The sequence below is a fragment of the Paenibacillus eucommiae genome, from assembly GCF_017874215.1.
Lineage (GTDB): Bacteria > Bacillota > Bacilli > Paenibacillales > NBRC-103111 > Paenibacillus_AI > Paenibacillus_AI eucommiae.
Map to the genome: position 1 here is coordinate 183561 of NZ_JAGGLB010000016.1, position 18699 is coordinate 202259.

Genomic DNA, 18699 nt, shown 5'->3' on the forward strand with positions numbered 1-18699 from the left:
TACTCGCTTGAAATTAAAGACAGAACCCCTCTGACGAGGGGTTCTGTCTTTTTTTAATAAATTATAGAAATTATAAGTTATTTAATTTAGGCTGCAGCGGCCACGAGCATTAATCTATAGGGAAATATTGGATTTCCTGGTCACTAGGTATGGAGTCACCTTCCGTATCCATAATTGCATTTGTTCTGAATTTAAGAATCAGATATCCGATATCTTCAATAGAAATGTCAGCTGACAATTGCATGATCAGGATTGGTTGATCCGGTACGCCTAGATCCCACGTCAGGGAAATCGGGGTGATCGAAAGTGGTTCCTCGGATTCCTCAGACCCGGACTGCAATGGATAGTAAGCTAACGAAAGCACTGTATCCTCAAACGATGTACGATTCGTCGTCGCTGCTGATAAGGGCTTATTAAAATAAACTTGAAGGGCATTTGAAACCGGAAAATTCGAAATGCCTAAATCTGCTGTCAATGGATACAGTTCCAACAGCTTCGCTGCAGGACCGTTTGCACTAAGCTGCGCGGAGACACTCGTTCTGAACTCAACTGTATATTCGCCATCGTTGCGGATATATAATTCATGATCCACCCAATCAAAATCTAAAATATCATCAGGCCCAATCGCAGCATAAAAGGCAAGCTCTACATTTTGTTTACCCGCTTCATCTAAAGGTGCGCTAAAAATTATTTTTAGAAACTGATCTGTCCACCTGACAGGGAGGTAGGTTGGATTAGGATTATCATCAGTATGAGCTCTTTTTACAACATAAGGGGTTTCTTGACTTACAGGAACGGAAAGAGGTCTAATCTGGCTAAGTAAATTTGAAATCTCGCCCGGAGATGGGCTGCTTTGATTTATGTACTTGACTACATCGTCAATATGTATGCCATCCTCAGCTGTATCTATCTGCAAAGGAGCTGCATAAGTACTTACATGAACACTAATGAGTGATAAGGATAGAAAAATAATTACGGTTAGACATGAAAGCTTTTGCCATCTTGACTTCATCATGAACCTCCAAACAGTCATATTTAACAAAAATATTAAGCGAAATATTTAACCAAATATTCAACCAAATATTCAACAAAATTTTATCACATTTGAGGCTATTGTCATAACCATAATTTACTAAGAGTATTAAAAGGGATCAGTGCGATTTTTTTTACATATTAGAAAGTTTAAGTGCTTTACAGTGTTAAATTGTGGAATTAGGCATTAGTTGGCACTATTATTTTACTTGGTTGGTTTACAGTGTAAAAGAGGGTGCAGGAGGAGCGAGGCACTGAAAAACATGGATAAAGCGAAAATAAGTTTGAGGGGGAGCCCCATGCGTAAGCCGAATGATCGTTAAAGAGGACGGATGGCCTCTCCAGATCCTTCTCGGCTGCGCGAGCTTTTCTTCCCAGCTCTTTTGACGCTAGGAAATCCCTTCCAACCAAGAGAAAACCCTTGCTGGTTGTCCGTTTGAGCTTGATGTTCGAGCGATTGTAGCTGAGAAGAGGGAATCGATGTGGGAGGAAGAGCTTTAGCGTCCGCCTTTAAAGATTTGTTTCTTCCTCCTCATCTATACCATTCAAGGGAACAAATCTTTAACAGCGGCTGGATCCCACAGCGATTCTCTCCCTCCATGCACCAACGTCACGGACACGCACTTCAAAGGACACCGCGAGGCGTCCATCCCAAATATCCAAGCCCTCTTCTTTTTTGCAGGAAGCTTGCATATGGTGATAATAAACGGGAACTAGCTGGGGGGAAAAGGATGCGAAGGCGCAGATGGAGAAGCAGTCCTACTGGTAAAAGCAGCCGCAAAAAAAAGCTGATCCTGGCGATGATCATTTTTTTTCTGTTCTTTCTGCAGTTTTTTATTTTTGTGGAACGCAATTTAAGGCCGCCGCTGATGAGCTTGGCTAAGGTTAGAATTAAACAAATCGCCACGCAGACGATTAATTCGGCAATTGCAGATACCATATCCAAGGAAGCCAATGCCGAGCAGCTTATTGATTGGAAAACGGACAATAATGGGAAAATTACTGGATTTATGCTCAATTATGCCGAGCATATGCGCATAACGGCTGAAACAATAAACACGGTTCAGAAGGAATTGGATAATCTCACCAGCATGCCGGAGCATATTCCACTCGGTCAAGCGCTGAACAGCACCATTCTTGCTTCTTTTGGACCCGATGTTCCTATAAGGCTGCTGCCAGTGGGGAATGTGAAGGTGGATCTAAGCACCAGGCATCAGAATGCTGGCATTAATATGATCCTTGTCGAGGTTTTCGTGCGGATTATTGCCGAAGTTAAGGTTATCATCCCCTTGGACAGTGAAGCGGAAATCGTCGAGACGGAAATTCCGATTTCCTATTCACTGGTTGTAGGGGACGTGCCCACTTATTATTTTGATAACAAAGGTAATCCAGTAGGTACAAACAAAGATTCTGCTCCCAATATGGTGCTCCCCAATGTAAGCTTTCCATTGACAAGCGGGGGGAGTGGAGGCGATCTAAACAGCGGAAATGCTGGTAGTGGAAATGGTAGCAGTGGCAACAGCAATTGAAACCGGAATTGAAACTGGAAATGAAACTGAAATTCGGCTTAGGCAGAAGGAGCGGATTTTGTCCGATTCTTCTGCTCTTCCCGTTCCCAATTTTTTAAGTATGGATAAGGGTTAAATGACCATTCATTTAGACCTGTATCGCGGTACAGCCCATAATGTAAATGAGGAGGGAACTTGCCGGAGGTTCCAGGCTTGCCATATCCGGAGCTTCCTACCCAGCCTACGGTCTGTCCTGGCTTCACAATATCCCCTTGCTTCAGGTTTTTAGCAAACCCCGATAAATGAGCATAGTAGTGGTACGTATTGGTCAGATCCCTGATGCCAACCCGCCAACCGCCGAAGTTGTTCCAGCCAATCAATTCAACGATTCCGTAGCAAGTGCTCCTGACTGGAACTCCATAACGGGCAAACAAATCCGTGCCTTCATGTGTCCGAAAGCCTCCCCATCCCCGTTTGGCTCCCCAAGTGCTGCGATAGGAATAATCTGCGCTCAGCGGCAGAGGAAAAGCATGCTCAAATAAATCAAGTTTTTCTAGATTTTTATATATTTCACTAAATTGTTTAATGCGTTGTACACTCCGGGTGTTCTGATAGTAAGCCCAAAGACCGATCTGACGATCCGTATCACGATTACCAGACTTGGTTATTTTTGATACCATTGTCTGTAATAAGTCCAAATCATTGCTCCGGTCCGCTTTACCGTCTCCAGAGCCATCCTTGCCAATACCGCCAAACCAGGCGATAGACATCGGATTCGTATCTGCTTGATCCGGATTTAGTGGTCCTGCCCAGACAGCCTCGGGGATTTGAATAGCGATTAAGCCTTGTGGCTGGGCGGTACCTTTCTTTTTTGCAGAAATCAAACTGCGTTCGTATTGATCGATAGCAGCCAGCTCATACCAGGGAATTTTGCTGACAAGGGCAAATTCCTCCAATAAATCTTTGCGTTCTGCAAATATGTTTTTCTTCTGCACCTCTGGATTTTCAGCAGCGAATAAACGTTGGTTTTGACCTAAACCAAAGTCAGAACGCGTCATCTCAAGCACAGAAAGGAGCGTAAAAAGAAAAAGGACTGCATAAGCAATTTTCATCCATAAGCTGACTTTGTTAACCATGATTATCATCATCCTTTACTACATCCATCCGGACTTTTGTTTGTAGGATGCTCTGCTGTTAGATTTTTATGCCGCATTTCTGTCGGCTGGGCAGATAATTCCTTTGATGTACCGATTTCTTTTCTGTATGTTTTTTGCTATGATCAATTCAGAGGTGGTTAGGGTGAGCTTTGATCACAGGGAAGAGCACGTGGATGAGAATATGCTGCTAGTACAGGCCAATCTGGATGATATGAACCCGGAGTGGACCTCATACATAACAGACAAGCTGTTTGCTGATGGCGCAAATGACGTATACTGGATTCCTATTATTATGAAAAAAGGAAGACCAGGAATTATGCTGAATGTTCTCATCGAGGCGGTTCGTTTGCAAGCTGTAGAATCCATTATTTTCAGTGAAACGACAACACTTGGTATCCGATATTTGCACGCGTCTTGTCACCGGTTGGCAAGAGAATTTGTAACAGTTGAAACACTATGGGGGCCCTTAAAAGTAAAAGCAGCCTTTCATCAGGGCAAACTCGTACAGTATGCTCCTGAATTCAAAGAGTGCGAGGAAGTCGCAAAGAAGCACCAGGTCCCATTAAAATCAGTCTACGATGAGGTAAGGAAGCAATTCGATGCTGCTCAGAGATCAGGTTGAGTGGGATCAGACAAAAAGTGTGGGAACATATTGCAGGGGGACACTATCGTTTTGAGTAGGGTTCCTTCTTTGGCAACACGGACATTCCGGTAAGCATCACCGGGGCCAAATGCGGGCTTGTCATACATAGAAGTAAAGGTTACGGACATGAGGGCCGCTATTTTGCCATTTATCTCTTTTTTTAGAGAGCTTAAGGACATAGGTTCCGTTATTTGTCTTAAAATCATGGTTTTGGAACGGTTTCCGCATCAATAAGGTCTTTCATGTCCGTAAGCGCCGCAAAAACCTTAGAATTTCTAAAATAACGACTCTGAGGTCCGTAAGGCCCACACATCACATTAAGAAAGCAGCCTCCCTTTAGCGGAAGGCTGCTTTCTTTGTTAATTGTGTTAGCTCTAATGCTGCTGCTTGTGATCATGTTCATCTTCTTCATGGTTGTGGGCATGTCCTTCATGTCCATGACTATGTCCATGCTTATGTGATAGCTCATCATCATGATCATGATCGTGGCTATGATCGTGTTTGTGAGAGTGAACAGGTTCATGCTGATCACTATGTTTGTGTGAATGTGAGTGAACTACATCATGCTGATCACTAGGATCATGTGTATGTGGATGTGAATGCTCACTATGGTGGTTATGTTCGTGTGTATGCGAATGTGATTGCTCATCATGATGGCTATGGTCATGAGAATGGGAGTGGTGTGAGTGACTATGGTCATGATTATGATCTTTGGTGTGCTCGTGCTGGTGACCATGCTCATGAATATGCTCGTGTCCATGTCCAACATGTGTATGCTCGTTATGATGGTGATGCTCATCATTGTGGTGATGATGATGATGATGATGATGGCCCTCAGCCAGATGTTCATGAGTAATTTGCCATTTACTGATGAGTGGGTCAATCGTGCCAATGACAACACGCAGCACGTTGGGCTGGTTAGGCAGGTCGCGAGTACCGGCTCCATATCCGATTGCGTCTACAACCATAGGAGGAAAGCTCTTGGAGAATTCATCCACAACTCCAGAGATAATGCCAGCACCTGTAGGTGTGGTCATTTCCATGCTGTAGTTTGTAGAGGCAATTGGCAGACCGCGCATCATTTCTAATGTGGCTGGTGCTGGTACAGGATAGATGCCATGATCGATATGGATAGTTCCTGAGCCTAGAGGAACGGGAGAGGCATAGATTTTCTCAATGCCCAAAGAATCAATGGCAAGTGCAACACCGACGATATCTACGATAGAGTCAATAGCGCCCACTTCGTGGAAATGGACTTTTTCGATAGAGATTCCGTGAATTTTGGCTTCGGCAATGGCGATTTTTTCGAAAATAACAAGACTAAGCGCCGTTACCCGCTCATTAAATCCGGCTTCCTTCAGTACACGGACTATTTCTGAGTAGTGCCGGTGATGCTGGGGAGGATGGGCAGGATCGAGCCGCACGTCGAACTTCAGTGAAGAAATACCGCGCTTGATAACTCGCTTCCACTCCAGTGTATAAGGCTCCAGCTTGATTCTGGCAAGCTCTTCTTCTATGTAGGCTCTGTCTGCCCCCGCGTCCACCAGAGCAGCGACTGTCATGTCGCCGCTGATGCCGGAGAAGCAATCCAAATATAAGATGCGCATGGCTGAATTAATCTCCTTTAGACATATTTGTATTGATCAATGCTGCATAGTAGCCTGCCCCAAAACCGTTGTCGATATTGACAACAGAAATACCGGGGGCGCATGCATTAAGCATCGCGAGCAGAGCTGCGATGCCGCCCATGCTAGCGCCGTAGCCGATGCTGGTCGGCACCGCCACGACCGGCTTCGCCACAAGGCCGCCGAGGACGCTGGCGAGCGCCCCTTCCATGCCGGCTACAACCACGATCGCGTTAGCACCGCGAATAAGCTCCAGCCGGCGAAACAAGCGGTGGATGCCCGCAACGCCCACGTCGTAAACCCGTTCGACGCGGCTGCCCATGCACTCCACCGTGACCGCGGCTTCCTCCGCCACAGGCAGGTCGGAGGTGCCCGCACACACGACGGCGACATAGCCATCGTGAAGCTTCAGGATCGGGCGCTTGAACCAGGTCAGCGCTCTCGCCGTTTCGTGGTAGCTGACGCCTGCCACAGCGGCTACCACATGCGCAGCTTTCTCAGCATCGACACGCGTGGCCAGCACGCGATCGTTATGCTCCGTCAGCTTGCGGAAGATGACTTCCAGCTGCTCCGCGCTTTTGCCTTCCCCGAATATAACCTCGGGAAAGCCGGTGCGCTTCTCGCGCCCCAGGTCCAGGTGCGCAAAACCAAGGTCCAGCCCTATCTCCTGGCCCTTGGCTTGACTTTCCTCGATCTGCTGCTTGGCTTCTTCGACATCCAGATCGCCGCTTTTCAGCAGCGTTAATATTTTTTCCAGATCCATCATACAGACGCTTCCTTCACTTTATCTTTAGTTTCCTTAGACAAGACCTCATTCATGCTGCCGGTACGATAACCCTGCAAGTCAAGGGTTACGTAGGCGAAGCCGAGCTTGCTGAATTTCTCATATATAGCATCACGGTGCTCAATAACCTTATGAATTTCATCAGGCATGACCTCGATGCGGGCAATTTTGTCATGATGGCGCACACGAACCTGGTACAAGCCGAGCTGTGTCAGGAAATATTCGCCTTCGTCCAGCTGATCGATTTTCCACTTCTCAATCTTCATACCATATGGAATCCGCGAGGAAAGACAAGCGAAGGAGGGCTTGTTCCACGTTCTAAGGCCAAGCTCCTGCGATAATTGACGGATTTCATCTTTCACCATACCAGCTTCCTGCAGCGTACTTCGGATGCCTTGTTCATTTTTAGCCTTAAGCCCTGGACGGTAATCGCCCAAATCATCGACGTTGGAACCGTCAAGAATAAAGGGGTAGCCATTCTCCTTGGCCAGCTGCTGCAAATGAGCGTACAAGCCCGTTTTGCAGTGGTAGCAGCGATCCGGATTATTGGCGACGAAATCGGCATTTTCGAGCTCTTTGACTTCTGTTTTTAGAAGCTTGACGCCAAGCTCTTCGGTTAACTCAACAGCAGCGTCGAACTCTCTTGAAGGAAACGTTTCGGAAGCAGCAATTACTGCAATGACTTCACTGCCAAGCTCCTGAATCGCCCGCTTAAGCACAAATGTACTATCGACCCCTCCAGAAAAAGCGACCATGACGCGCCCCATACCTCTTAGAATTTCTCCTAGCTTGCGATCCTTCTCGCGGGTTGTTTCCAGTATCATGATGTTATCCCTCCCAAGCTCAAGACTATATATTTTCATAAAAATAATGAATACAAACAACGCCGTTATCCGTTACAGCTAAGTGTTATGCAAACGTGTCCATTAACAATGCAATGCATCGTAAAGTTGGCAACAACAGCAAATCTGCATGAAAGCAGCACCTGTTTTAAAGCAGAACTTATTTACGGGGGCAAGCAAAAAAGAACGATTATTAATTAAGTGTATCATAAACCATAGTTAAAGTGGATTGTTTTGTCATGTATTCATGTTATAATGGGGAAAATGAATGAAACCACTGTAAGGACGTGACTTCTTTGGCGACAAAACCAATGGAAAGAAAGCCGGAATGGCTGAAAATAAAGCTGAACACCGGAGATAATTTTAAAGAAATCAAATCGATGATGCGTTCCAAAACGCTGCACACGGTATGTGAGGAAGCTAAATGCCCGAATATTCATGAATGCTGGGCTAACCGTACAGCAACCTTTATGATACTAGGCGATATTTGTACCCGGGCTTGCCGCTTCTGCGCTGTTAACACAGGACTTCCAACTGAGCTGGATCTACAGGAGCCGGAACGTGTTGCGGATGCCGCACTGCAAATGGGACTTCAGCATTGTGTAGTCACATCAGTAGCACGCGATGATTTGGAGGATGGCGGGGCAATGATTTTTGCGCGTACCATCCAGGCTATTCGAGAAAAAATGCCGTTATGCGGCGTAGAAGTGCTGATACCTGATTTTCTGGGTCGCGAGCAGTCGCTGATCACAGTATTGGAAGCTAAGCCAGACATTTTGAATCATAATATTGAAACGGTGGAGCGTATGTCTGACCGCGTGCGTTCCAAGGCCAAATACCGCAGATCACTGGAACTGCTGGAACGCTCTAAACGAATTGCTCCTGGCATTCCTACGAAATCAAGTATTATGCTTGGTGTTGGTGAGGAATGGGATGAAATTTTGCAAACGATGGACGACCTTAGAGCTGTTGACTGCAATATCATGACAATTGGTCAATATTTGCAGCCTTCGCCTAAGCATCTGGATGTAAAGATGTATTACACGCCCGAACAATTTGCGATTCTCAAAACAGAGGGAATGAAGAGGGGCTTCAAGCATGTAGAGTCAGGCCCACTGGTGCGAAGCTCCTACCATGCGCATGAGCAGGGGAAATCGGTGGTTGAATCCAAGGTCTAGCCCCGGCTTATTTAGAAAGGAGACAAGCAGCAATTACTATGATTCATATCGGAAGCAAAACCTACGAGTTGGTAATTGATCATAAAAGCGGCTGGAATTACGAGGTGTTCCGGGAACGCTTCAGTGAAGTACTGGAGCGCTACGATTATATCGTTGGCGACTGGGGATACAATCAGCTGCGATTGCGCGGATTTTTCAAGGAAAACAACCAGAAGGTAACCAAAGAAAGCTCGATTGCCTTTTTGCAGGATTACTTAAATGAATACTGTAATTTCGGCTGTGCCTACTTTATTATAGAGAAGGTAGCCAGTAAAAATCCGGCCGTTCCGGAAGCAGAGCCTGAAATTTCAGAAGCCTGATGTATATAGGAACACATTGTTGCACATAAGCACCTAGAAAACACATATGCACATAGAAAATCCCCGTAAGCGATAAGCTTATGGGGATTTTTTATTCGTTAGAGCGTAGGATGAAGAACGGTAGTAGCAGCCAATAGCAGCCCATCTCGCCGGCCTACTTCAAATTGAGATGTCTTCACTTAAGCATTTCATCGTTAAAGTTAGAGTTCCAGGTCAATCCATCACGTTAACGATGTTTTTCATCGTTAAAAGAGGGAGGATGGCCTCTGTGGGTGGTGAAAAGGGATTTTAACGATGTTTTTCATTGTTAAAGTAAGGTAGCGGACCCGACCTGCCGCTTTAACGATGAAAAACATCGCTAAAGCGGCAGGTCCTTCTCAGCTCTTCATCCCCAACGACAGCCCGCCAGGAAATCTCCTCCGATCAAGAGGATAAAACTTTGCGGGCTGTCCGTTTGAGCTTGGTGTTCGTCCGATTGTAGCTAGAAGAGGGAAGGGGTGTGGGTGGAGGAGCGATAGCGTCCGCATTTAAAGATTTGTTCCAACCCATACATCCATTCCATTCAAGGGAACAAATCTTTAACAGCGGCTGGAGCCCATACCCCTTCCCTCGGTAACGCACCTAAGTCACGAACACGCTCCTCAAAGGAAGCCGCAAGGTATAGGGGGCAGTTAGTTGACATCAAGGCCAATAAAAGCCTCCCGGACCCGGTTCCAGAAAGGAAACGGACGGAAGCGGGCGAATTTCACTTTGACGTCTGTGGCAACTCTGCAGCGGATCGAAATCACATCGCTGCGCTGGATGTAGAGATGATCGAGCGAAAGCAGCATATGCTGATGGTCGCTAGGGTAAATATCACAGTGATGATGTTTAGGCAAAATGATGGAGGACCCAAGGGTTCGGTAAACGCGGTTGTTGATAGAAGCAATTTCCGCTATTTGTATGGCCTCAAGTGCAGGATGGACCATCGCTCCTCCCAAGCCTTTATTATATCCTGTGCTTCCGGATGGTGTGGAAATGCAAATACCATCGCCGCGGAAGGTTTCGAAAATTTCATCATTAATATGCAGCTGGGCAACGAGCGTTTCTTCAATTCCTTTTAACGTAAATTCGTTAAGGGCCAGATGGGTTTCAACGCCAGCAGCTGTTGTAATTTCAATTTCTACAACCGGATATTTGACAACGCTTAGCTCTTCCGGAGTAGCTATGTTCATCATCAGATCAGCCAGAACCTCTACCTCATCGGGTTTCCAGTCTGCAAAAAAACCAAGTCTTCCAGTATGAATGCCAACAAAAGCGATGTGATCAAGCTGATTTATGTATTTGTGAAAAGCGCGCAGCATCGTGCCGTCGCCCCCGATCGAAAGGACAATATCGGGCGTTTCCTCCTCGCGGAGCATTCCGTGCTGAGCGGCCATACTGTGAAAACGTGCCGTCAGCTCCAGGGAAACCTCATCACCACGATCAACAATATTGTATTTCAACGGTTTTCCTCCTTAGCCTTTACGCTTCTCCCCTTATAGCATCACCATGGGGAGAGATTTACATGCTATTAGCTTGCCAACGTAGTGAGTATAGATGAAATTATATCCTTAATGTAACATTAAGAAAAGCCCCAATCGGGGCTTTTCGACATATCGCACTATTCTTGCAGCGTACTTACCGACAAAGGCAGCTCAAAAGAATGAGCGAAGCTGCTGCTTATAGGCCGGACACGAATGGAGAAATTCGGACCGTGCTTAAGGTGGGAGGGAATGCTCGCTTTGAAGCTCTGAGTTTGATTTTTCAAATCGCCAGTGGCCTGCATCCATACAACGACTTCGTTCCAATCACTGCCGCTTTCCTCAAAATAAATAAGCTCAACAAGTGTATCCGGGGGCCAAATGGGTCCGAAAAAGACATCCGCGGTAACTTCCTTCAAGGTGGAAAGTTTCTCAACAGCTGATATTGAGGACACAGCAGCGCTTGAATCGGCACTTGGGTCGTGTACTGCTGCAATTTTCACATGGTGCCACTCGCGGCGGATGAAATTTTTGTAATCGGCTACCTTGATAGCAAGGTCATATCCGTTTTCAACAAAATGGTGGGCTCTGTCCGCTGTAGGGAGATAGCTGCGCTCGGTATATTCGGCTACCATCCGATGCGTATTGTAGATTGGAGCCAGAGACTGAATCGAGCGCTTCATCAGGTTAATCCATGGATGCCGTGGATGATGCTGCGGCTGTTCTTGTGAGCTGAAATAAAGCGGTATGATCGACGATTCCAAAATACGGTAAATATCTGCCGTGTTTTCCTGCTCTTGCACCGCCCAATCCTGGCTTTCGGTAGAACCGATAGCCCAGCCGTTATCGCCATTATAGCCTTCCTCCCACCAGCCATCCAGCACGCTAAAGTTAATCACACCGTTCATAGCTGCTTTTTGACCGCTGGTTCCACTGGCTTCAAGAGGTCTGCGCGGATTGTTCAGCCACACATCCACACCCTGCACCAAGTATCTGGCCATGTTCATGTCGTAATTTTCGAGCATCACAATTTTTCCTTGAAATTCCGGCAATTGCGATACCCGGTAAATTTCCCGTATCATTTCTTGTCCAGGGTGATCAGCTGGATGCGCTTTGCCGGCAAAAAGAATTTGCACAGGACGCTCCGGATCATGAAGCAGCTTCTTAAGCCGCTCAAGATCGTTGAAAATCAAATTCGCCCGCTTATAAGTGGCAAATCTTCGGGCAAAGCCAATCGTCAACGCATCTTTGGATAAAAAGCTTCTTACTTCAGCGGCCCGTTCTTCCGATTCACCAATACGGCGGCGCTGCTGCTCCAGATTTTGCCTGGCAAAACCAATCAGTTTCTCCTTCAGCTCTTGATGCACCTGCCAAATAGAGGCATCCGGAATGAGCTCTAGCGATTCCCAGATCCGCGCATCTGCGATCCGATTTCTCCAGCCGCCTGGAAGGAACCGGTCGAATAATGCTTTCCACTCTGGGGCAAGCCAGGTATCTAAATGGACACCGTTCGTAATAGAATCGATAGGAACCTCGCGGGATTGGATGTCACCGTAGAAGCCTTTGAACATATCTCTGGATACTTGGCCATGAAGCTTACTTACGCCATTTCTAAGTGATGAAGTATGCAGGGCCAGATGAGTCATATTAAACAAACCTGTCTTAGGATCGTTTCCCAGCCCCAGTAAATCCTGGCGATAAGCAGGAAGCTTACTTAGCAGTGGACCTAAATAATATTCGGCCATCCCGATTGGAAACGCGTCATGACCTGCAGCGACAGGGGTATGCGTAGTAAAGACAGTGGCAGAGCGGATCGTTTCAACAGCGGCCTGAAAAGGTAGACCTAAATCGAGCAACTCACGCAGACGTTCCAAAGTAAGAAAGGCAGCATGCCCTTCATTCATATGATATACGCTTGGAGATATCCCTAGAGCACGAAGCGCCTTGACTCCGCCCATACCAAGAATCATCTCCTGAGAAATACGCATATCCTGATTGCCGCCATATAATTGAGCGGTTAATTGTCTATCAGCCGGAGTATTGCTTTCTATATCGGCATCCAGCAGGTAAACAGAATTTCTTCCAACCCTAATGCGCCAAACCTTTAAAGCGACTGGGCCAGTCGGCAGTTCCACATGCACGATTAATTCCTGGTTGTTTTCTTGATAAGCCGGCAAAATGGGAAGCATAGAGAAGTCATACTGGAACTGCTCCGCTTGCTGATCGCCTTGGCTATTAATTTTTTGTGTGAAGTATCCTTTTTTGTATAAAAGACCTACTCCTGTAAGTGGAACGCCTAAGTCGCTTGCCGATTTACAGTGGTCCCCAGCCAGAACGCCGAGTCCGCCTGAATAAATAGGGAGAGACTCATGAAACCCGAATTCAGCGGAAAAATAAGCGAATTGTATATGGCTTTGCTTTGCGTGCTCGGTCTGAAACCATGTGCTCTCGTGCATATAGGCATCAAATTGCGAGATGACCTGTTCATAAGCTTCGAGAAATCCCGGATCAACACTTGCTTGCTGAAGCGCGTCCGCAGAAGTGAGCAGAAGCTGCACAGGATTGTGTCCTGAATCTTCCCATTTGCGGGAATCCAAACGTTGAAATAAGGCGCTTGCTTCCGCATTCCAGCTAAACCAGAGATTGTAGGCGAGCTCCCCCAGCCGCTTGATGGAAGTGGGCAGCATCAATTTTTGGTGCAATAAAGCAGCTGGCATAGTGTCATTTCCTCTTTCTGTGCTTGTTTTCTTTTGATAATCCATATTATCTGGTGCCACCAACCTTTTCATACATGAGTTTAAGTAAGGAGTATGCAGCAAATAGAAGCGAGATGACTACAAAAGTTCCTGCGAACACGAACAGGCTGGTTGGTATGACCATTTGTACAAAGCTTGAAAGCGGTGCGTTCACATCGTAATCGGGCAAAAACACGGACATTTCGCCTCTAAGCGGCTGCATCGGCTGCCAAATCAAGAAGACGAGTGCCGCAGAAAATATGCCGTGAACAAAGCGTGCTGTGACGAAAGGAAGGTAGCGCAAATTCGTATGGCTCAGCAGGCTGACAACTTGCGCATGAACCGATAATCCTGCCCAGGACAAAACGAAGGCTGCAATAGCGACCTTACTAACCAGAGAAATATCACCGGCTGCCGAGCCTGCTGCCTTGGCTCCAAGAGTAACTTCGAATACGCCTTTCATGACTGCATCTGTGAGGGCAGGCGGAAGACCAAACAATTGAAGGAGCCACTGTACAATGTGGTACAGGAAGCTCATTATGCCGCCTGTCGTTAGAATTTCTAGTACTACAGAGAAGAACACGACAAGGCCGCCAACCACAAAAATTAAACTTATGGAATGCTTTATGGATTGGCTAAGTAAAATACCTATAGGGCGCCCGTCTGCCAAACGGGCCTTATGCATAGCTTGAAAAGCCCGTTTTCCTATAAACCCCTTGCTTTGCACAGGCTGTTCGGTAGACTTGCTGGAAGCGCCGTGAAATCTCATCAGCAAACCGATAATAATGGCGCCACCATAATGGGCTGCAGCTAAAATCAGAGCGAGACTCACATCATGGAAAAAGCCGACAGCTACAGCGCCAATAAGAAAAATGGGGTCAGAGCTAGTCGTTGAGGCCACCAGTCGTTCAGCTTCCTCCCGGTTTACAAGCTTCTGATCCCACAGCTGAGAGGTTAGCCTTGCACCGACTGGATAGCCGGAGGCAAAACCCATTGCCATGACAAAGCCGCCAATACCAGGAAGCCGGAATACCGGGCGCATCATGGGATCCAGTAGGGTCCCCAGGAAGTGGACGATCCCGAAGCCAAGGAGCATTTCAGAGATGACAAAGAACGGAAAAAGTGCCGGAAACAACACATCCCACCAGATAACGACGCCGCGGAGGGCGGCATCAAAGCCTTGCTGCGGGAATATGAGCAGAAGAACAGCAATCATCATGGCTACTGAAGCAAGCAAATAAGTGCCTGCGAATTTTATATTCAACATGACCTTGTCCACCCCCTTCTTTATTCAATCTATATGAACAGGAGGAGGCAGACATGCCGCACATAAAAATTATCCCTGGCTGCTGTAATACATTTTCTATTATGGTACAATGGAACTAGATAAATCCTACATCCTGACAGCGGGAGTGATTTCATATGACTGGTTTGATAACCGGAATTGTGGTATGTGCTTTTGTATTTGTCATTAGAGAGACATTAATGAGCTCAGCGGATGAGGATTGGGAAAACTAAACTGTAGGTATATTTAGGCAGAGAGGATCGGAGCAGCGCGATGCAATCAGATGGAAAAAGCGGTTATCAGCTGATGGGAGGAGCGGACACGATTCGCCGCCTGGTGGAAGCATTTTATCCCAAGGTTCAGAATCATCCGAAGCTCTCCCCCCTGTTTCCTCCGGATATTATGCCGGTCATGGAGAAGCAGTATTTGTTTTTGACCCAATTTTTTGGAGGTCCTTCGCTTTATTCCGATGCCTACGGGCATCCGATGATGCGTGCCAGACATATGGAGTTCCCGATTAATCGTGAGCTTGCCGATGCCTGGTTAGGATGCATGCAAGAGGCGATGGAAGAAATTGGATTTTCACAGGAGCTTAAAGAAGTTATTTTGCATAGGCTGAAAGGCTCAGCTTATCATTTTATCAATACACCGGAATGATGATTAGAATCAGATTTATGCATGATTAGATTTACGTATGATCAGAAGTATGCATGACTAGATGTAAGCAGGATTAGATTCACGAGAAAAAGGTGAGGTTTTATGGTAGAGCCTTTATTTAATGTTACTGTGAAATGCACATATTGCGAGAATAGCTTTGAAACCTCACGTGTCCGGCCCAGCTTCAAGAAAGCGACCCATACGGATACCGACTTCTGTGTTCATTACAAGAATGTGAACCCTGATTTCTATGTTGTCCGTATTTGTCCTTTTTGCGGCTTTGCGGCTACTGAGAGCTTTTCCGATAAATGGACTTCTGATCAGCGGGCAGACTTCGGAGAGAAGGTTGCAAGCAATTGGACGATGAAGGAATATGGGAAAGAGCGGACCTGGGAGGATGCCTTACAAGTATACAAGCTGGCTTTATTGTGCGCACAAATCAAGAATGAGAAGGTTCGGGTTATTGCGGGACTGCTGCATCATATTGCCTGGCTGCACAGATATAAGAACAACTGGGAGCAGGAGAAACGGTTTCTTGAATTCGCTTTGGGTGCTTATATTGGTGTGTACGAAACGGAAAGCGGCAGCTTGAACAATGCGAAGCTGATGTTTCTGATGGGAGAGCTTAACCGGAGGCTGCAGCGGTATAACGAAGCTATCAAGTGGTTCGGCCGCGTCATTAACGATCGCAAAATTATGGACGCGGGAATGATCAAGGCTAGCAGGGAGCAGTGGGTAGTTACCCGGGAAGATATGCTGCAAGCTAAGCTGGAGCTGCCCGATGAGATGAGGCAGGCTTAGAAGGCTGGCAATATATATAGAAGTATTATAGAAGCATAGCTTCATCATACATAAAATAAATAAAACGCTTATGAAGCGGAAGCCGTCCCTTAATGCTGACGTCTTTGACTTCATAAGCGTTTTATTGTTACGACTTTCTCAGAGGAGTACTCGCGAGCAGGTAATCTCTGTCGTTATCGATTAAGGTAATGGAATGATGACAGCAAGGAAATACCAGCAGCTTTTTCTTGCCTTCACGAATCGTCTGCAGCTCCGCGATCTTCATAGGGAGCAGCACATTATTACTCTGACAAAAAGGGCATTCCGCCACGTAAATGTCCTTCATTAAAATTTCGTAAGGCCATGTGTGGGCAAATGGAATCAATTGCTATTTCACATCCTGAGAGCCGCTGTCCGGAGCTTTTGTGGTGTCATCCGTTTTGTCGTCCGCTTTATTGTCTGCGGCCAGCTCGGCTAATCTTTGTAAAAGAATGTGCTGTGGCATGTGCATTAAATGTTCTAACGGAATATTCAGCTTGGCGGCCAGTTTCTGAGCGGTATCAGCTGAAATTTGTAACGGTTTCATAGATCCACCCTACCTTCCTCTAATAATCTACCCTTATCTACCCTTCTATTGATAACACACTTTGGAGCGGGAAGCAATCAGCTGGGCAATCCCTTCGCTTCCATTGGCGGTATAGCACAGATTATGCTTTAATGAAGAGGAACCTTCATGCCAAAAAAAGGATAAAGGATAGGTGAGACCATTTGCTGAAAAAACCGCTTAGTCAAACTTGGGATTTGGAATCGTTTTTTGCTGGGGGCAGTGAATCTGCCGCATTTGCTGATTTTCTGAAACAACTGCAGGCGGACATAGTGACATTTCAAAGCAGAGTGGTCGAAGCAAGACCACCGCAGAGCACGGCAGAGAAAACAGAGCTTGCCGCATTGACCGGACTTCTGCAAACGATCATGAAGCATATTCATGAAGCTGATTCCTTCGTTGGCTGCCTGATGTCCGACAATCAGCAGGATAAGAAGGCACTGCTGCTCAGCGGACAGGTGAAAAGTCTGTCTGCAGCGTACTTATCCTCTTTAACGCAGTTTGACCGGCTGTTGACCGGGATCGAGGACAACGTTTGGGAAGATTTGCTTGAGGAAGAGTCTTTCCAGGCGATTGCTTTTCCTTTAACGGAAAGGCGGATGCTGGCGGGGGAAAAGCTGCCTCCAGAGCAAGAAGCGTTGATTAATGATCTGTCTGTAGACGGGTACCATGGCTGGAGCGATCTTTATAATGCCACAGTCAGTCAATTCCGGATGACGGTTGAGGAGAATGGGGAGCAAGTATCCTTGTCTGCCGGTCAAGCTTATAATCGGTTACATACAGATAATCCGGTAGAACGGAAGCGTCTATTTGCCTTGTGGGAGGAAACCTGGGCAGAGAAAGCAGATTTCTGTGCGGAGGCTTTGAACCACCTGGGAGGCTTTCGTTTACAGGTATATAAACACCGCGGCTGGAAAAGCATTCATAAAGAACCCTTGGACATCAATCGGATGAGCGAAAAGACCCTCCACACCATGTGGGAGGTTATCGACAAGAACAAAGCGGTTTTCACTGAATATTTACAGCGTAAAGCGAAGATTATGGGACTGGAAAAGCTGGGCTGGGCTGATGTAGACGCACCACTCGGCAAGGCTGCACAAAAAATCAGCTTCGACGATGGAGCGGAAACGATTATCGAGCAATTCCAAGCCTTCAGCCCGAAGATGGCGAGCTTTGCCGCCAAAGCCTTTGAGGAGCGCTGGATTGAAGCTGAGGATCGGGCGGGGAAAAGGCCGGGAGGCTTCTGTACTTCGTTCCCTGTTGCGGGGGAAACGCGTATTTTCATGACCTACAGCGGAACAGCGGATAATGTGTCTACTTTGGCCCACGAACTAGGTCATGGCTACCACCAGCATGTGATGAATGATATGCCTGCGCTAGCTCAGGAATATGCAATGAACGTTGCTGAGACCGCCTCTACGTTGGCTGAAATGATTGTAGCGGATGCAGCAGTGAAGGGTGCTTCTTCAGATGAAGAGCGGATTGTTCTGCTTGAGGATAAAATTCAGCGGGCCATTGCTTTTTTTATGAACATTCATGCCCGCTTTATTTTTGAAACGAATTTCTATAAAGAACGGGAGCAGGGCTTAGTCAGTGTAGAGAGATTGAATGAACTTATGGTCGATGCGCAGAAGCAGGCCTTTAATGATTCACTGAGCAGCTACCATCCACATTTTTGGGCAGCAAAGCTGCATTTCTATGCGACTGAGGTGCCATTTTACAACTTTCCTTACACTTTCGGATATTTATTCAGTGCTGGCATTTATGCCAAAGCCTTGGAGGCCGGGGCTGATTTTGAGGATCAATACGTTGCTCTGCTCAGGGATACTGGCAGCATGACGGTTGAGACTTTAGCCAGAAAGCATCTGGACGTTGATTTAACGGAGCCGGATTTCTGGCAAAGCGCTGTTGATATGGCGATAGCAGATGTGAAGCTGTTCATGTCACTTACAGACGATAAAGTAGACGGTTAATAAACGGCTAATAACATGTAGAAAAAGGACCATTG

At 46.6% G+C, this 18699-nt stretch carries 17 protein-coding genes; 7 read left to right on the forward strand and 10 right to left on the reverse strand.

The window, feature by feature from the left end; translation table 11 throughout:
* Positions 1 to 109: 109 nt before the first annotated feature.
* On the reverse strand, positions 110 to 1012 hold the full coding sequence (locus J2Z66_RS22535; protein WP_209974593.1) for a hypothetical protein: 903 nt from the start codon (positions 1010 to 1012) through the stop codon (positions 110 to 112).
* Between the two features lie 751 nt (positions 1013 to 1763).
* On the opposite strand from J2Z66_RS22535, the gene yunB reads away from it, so the two are divergent.
* Positions 1764 to 2561, forward strand: a complete 798-nt coding sequence (gene yunB / locus J2Z66_RS22540) for a sporulation protein YunB (RefSeq protein ID WP_209974595.1) — start codon at positions 1764 to 1766, stop codon at positions 2559 to 2561.
* 38 nt (positions 2562 to 2599) lie between these two features.
* Here the strand turns inward: yunB and J2Z66_RS22545 are convergent, their stop codons facing one another.
* Positions 2600 to 3676, reverse strand: coding sequence for a M23 family metallopeptidase (locus tag J2Z66_RS22545; RefSeq protein ID WP_245375743.1), 1077 nt, complete (start codon positions 3674 to 3676; stop codon positions 2600 to 2602).
* Between the two features lie 139 nt (positions 3677 to 3815).
* Here J2Z66_RS22545 and larC2 point away from each other — a divergent pair, with 139 nt between their 5' ends.
* Positions 3816 to 4319, forward strand: coding sequence for a nickel pincer cofactor biosynthesis protein LarC2 (larC2, locus tag J2Z66_RS22550; protein ID WP_281068877.1), 504 nt, complete (start codon positions 3816 to 3818; stop codon positions 4317 to 4319).
* Positions 4320 to 4714: 395 nt separating this feature from the next.
* Here the strand turns inward: larC2 and larC are convergent, their stop codons facing one another.
* The 3 genes from larC to larE are packed head-to-tail and all read right to left on the reverse strand — an operon-like array spanning position 4715 to position 7573.
* On the reverse strand, positions 4715 to 5947 hold the full coding sequence (gene larC / locus J2Z66_RS22555) for a nickel pincer cofactor biosynthesis protein LarC (protein ID WP_209974599.1): 1233 nt from the start codon (positions 5945 to 5947) through the stop codon (positions 4715 to 4717).
* Positions 5948 to 5954: 7 nt separating this feature from the next.
* On the reverse strand, positions 5955 to 6731 hold the full coding sequence (gene larB, locus J2Z66_RS22560; RefSeq protein ID WP_209974601.1) for a nickel pincer cofactor biosynthesis protein LarB: 777 nt from the start codon (positions 6729 to 6731) through the stop codon (positions 5955 to 5957).
* Complete coding sequence (larE, locus tag J2Z66_RS22565) at positions 6728 to 7573, reverse strand: ATP-dependent sacrificial sulfur transferase LarE (protein ID WP_209974603.1); 846 nt, start codon at positions 7571 to 7573, stop codon at positions 6728 to 6730. The genes larB and larE overlap by 4 nt, the downstream gene beginning before the upstream one ends.
* 314 nt (positions 7574 to 7887) lie before the next feature.
* On the opposite strand from larE, the gene lipA reads away from it, so the two are divergent.
* Together lipA and J2Z66_RS22575 are read left to right on the forward strand one after the other, a co-directional pair.
* Positions 7888 to 8769: a lipoyl synthase gene (gene lipA / locus J2Z66_RS22570; RefSeq protein WP_209974605.1), complete on the forward strand. Its 882-nt coding sequence runs from the start codon at positions 7888 to 7890 to the stop codon at positions 8767 to 8769.
* Positions 8770 to 8807: 38 nt separating this feature from the next.
* A complete protein-coding gene (locus J2Z66_RS22575; RefSeq protein WP_209974607.1) occupies positions 8808 to 9128 on the forward strand; it encodes a YutD family protein in 321 nt (106 codons plus the stop codon).
* A gap of 671 nt (positions 9129 to 9799) precedes the next feature.
* Here J2Z66_RS22575 and J2Z66_RS22580 read toward each other — a convergent pair.
* From J2Z66_RS22580 to spoVV, 3 genes are all read right to left on the reverse strand, one after another.
* A complete protein-coding gene (locus J2Z66_RS22580; protein WP_209974608.1) occupies positions 9800 to 10612 on the reverse strand; it encodes an NAD kinase in 813 nt (270 codons plus the stop codon).
* Between the two features lie 158 nt (positions 10613 to 10770).
* Positions 10771 to 13392 (reverse strand): alpha-glucan family phosphorylase, encoded by a 2622-nt coding sequence (glgP, locus tag J2Z66_RS22585; protein ID WP_245375744.1) that lies wholly within the window; start codon positions 13390 to 13392, stop codon positions 10771 to 10773.
* Position 13393: 1 nt separating this feature from the next.
* Positions 13394 to 14632 carry a dipicolinic acid transporter SpoVV gene (gene spoVV, locus J2Z66_RS22590; protein WP_209974610.1) on the reverse strand — a complete coding sequence of 413 codons (1239 nt, stop codon included), beginning with the start codon at positions 14630 to 14632 and terminating at the stop codon, positions 13394 to 13396.
* A gap of 291 nt (positions 14633 to 14923) precedes the next feature.
* Here spoVV and J2Z66_RS22595 point away from each other — a divergent pair, with 291 nt between their 5' ends.
* Together J2Z66_RS22595 and J2Z66_RS22600 are read left to right on the forward strand one after the other, a co-directional pair.
* Positions 14924 to 15307 (forward strand): globin domain-containing protein, encoded by a 384-nt coding sequence (locus J2Z66_RS22595; protein WP_209974612.1) that lies wholly within the window; start codon positions 14924 to 14926, stop codon positions 15305 to 15307.
* 102 nt (positions 15308 to 15409) lie between these two features.
* Complete coding sequence (locus J2Z66_RS22600) at positions 15410 to 16108, forward strand: DUF2225 domain-containing protein (RefSeq protein ID WP_209974614.1); 699 nt, start codon at positions 15410 to 15412, stop codon at positions 16106 to 16108.
* Positions 16109 to 16235: 127 nt separating this feature from the next.
* Here the strand turns inward: J2Z66_RS22600 and J2Z66_RS22605 are convergent, their stop codons facing one another.
* Positions 16236 to 16472 carry a hypothetical protein gene (locus tag J2Z66_RS22605; RefSeq protein ID WP_209974615.1) on the reverse strand — a complete coding sequence of 79 codons (237 nt, stop codon included), beginning with the start codon at positions 16470 to 16472 and terminating at the stop codon, positions 16236 to 16238.
* 3 nt (positions 16473 to 16475) lie between these two features.
* Positions 16476 to 16673: a YycC family protein gene (locus tag J2Z66_RS22610; protein WP_209974617.1), complete on the reverse strand. Its 198-nt coding sequence runs from the start codon at positions 16671 to 16673 to the stop codon at positions 16476 to 16478.
* Positions 16674 to 16858: 185 nt separating this feature from the next.
* Here J2Z66_RS22610 and J2Z66_RS22615 point away from each other — a divergent pair, with 185 nt between their 5' ends.
* Positions 16859 to 18664 carry a M3 family oligoendopeptidase gene (locus J2Z66_RS22615; protein ID WP_209974653.1) on the forward strand — a complete coding sequence of 602 codons (1806 nt, stop codon included), beginning with the start codon at positions 16859 to 16861 and terminating at the stop codon, positions 18662 to 18664.
* Positions 18665 to 18699: the final 35 nt, after the last annotated feature.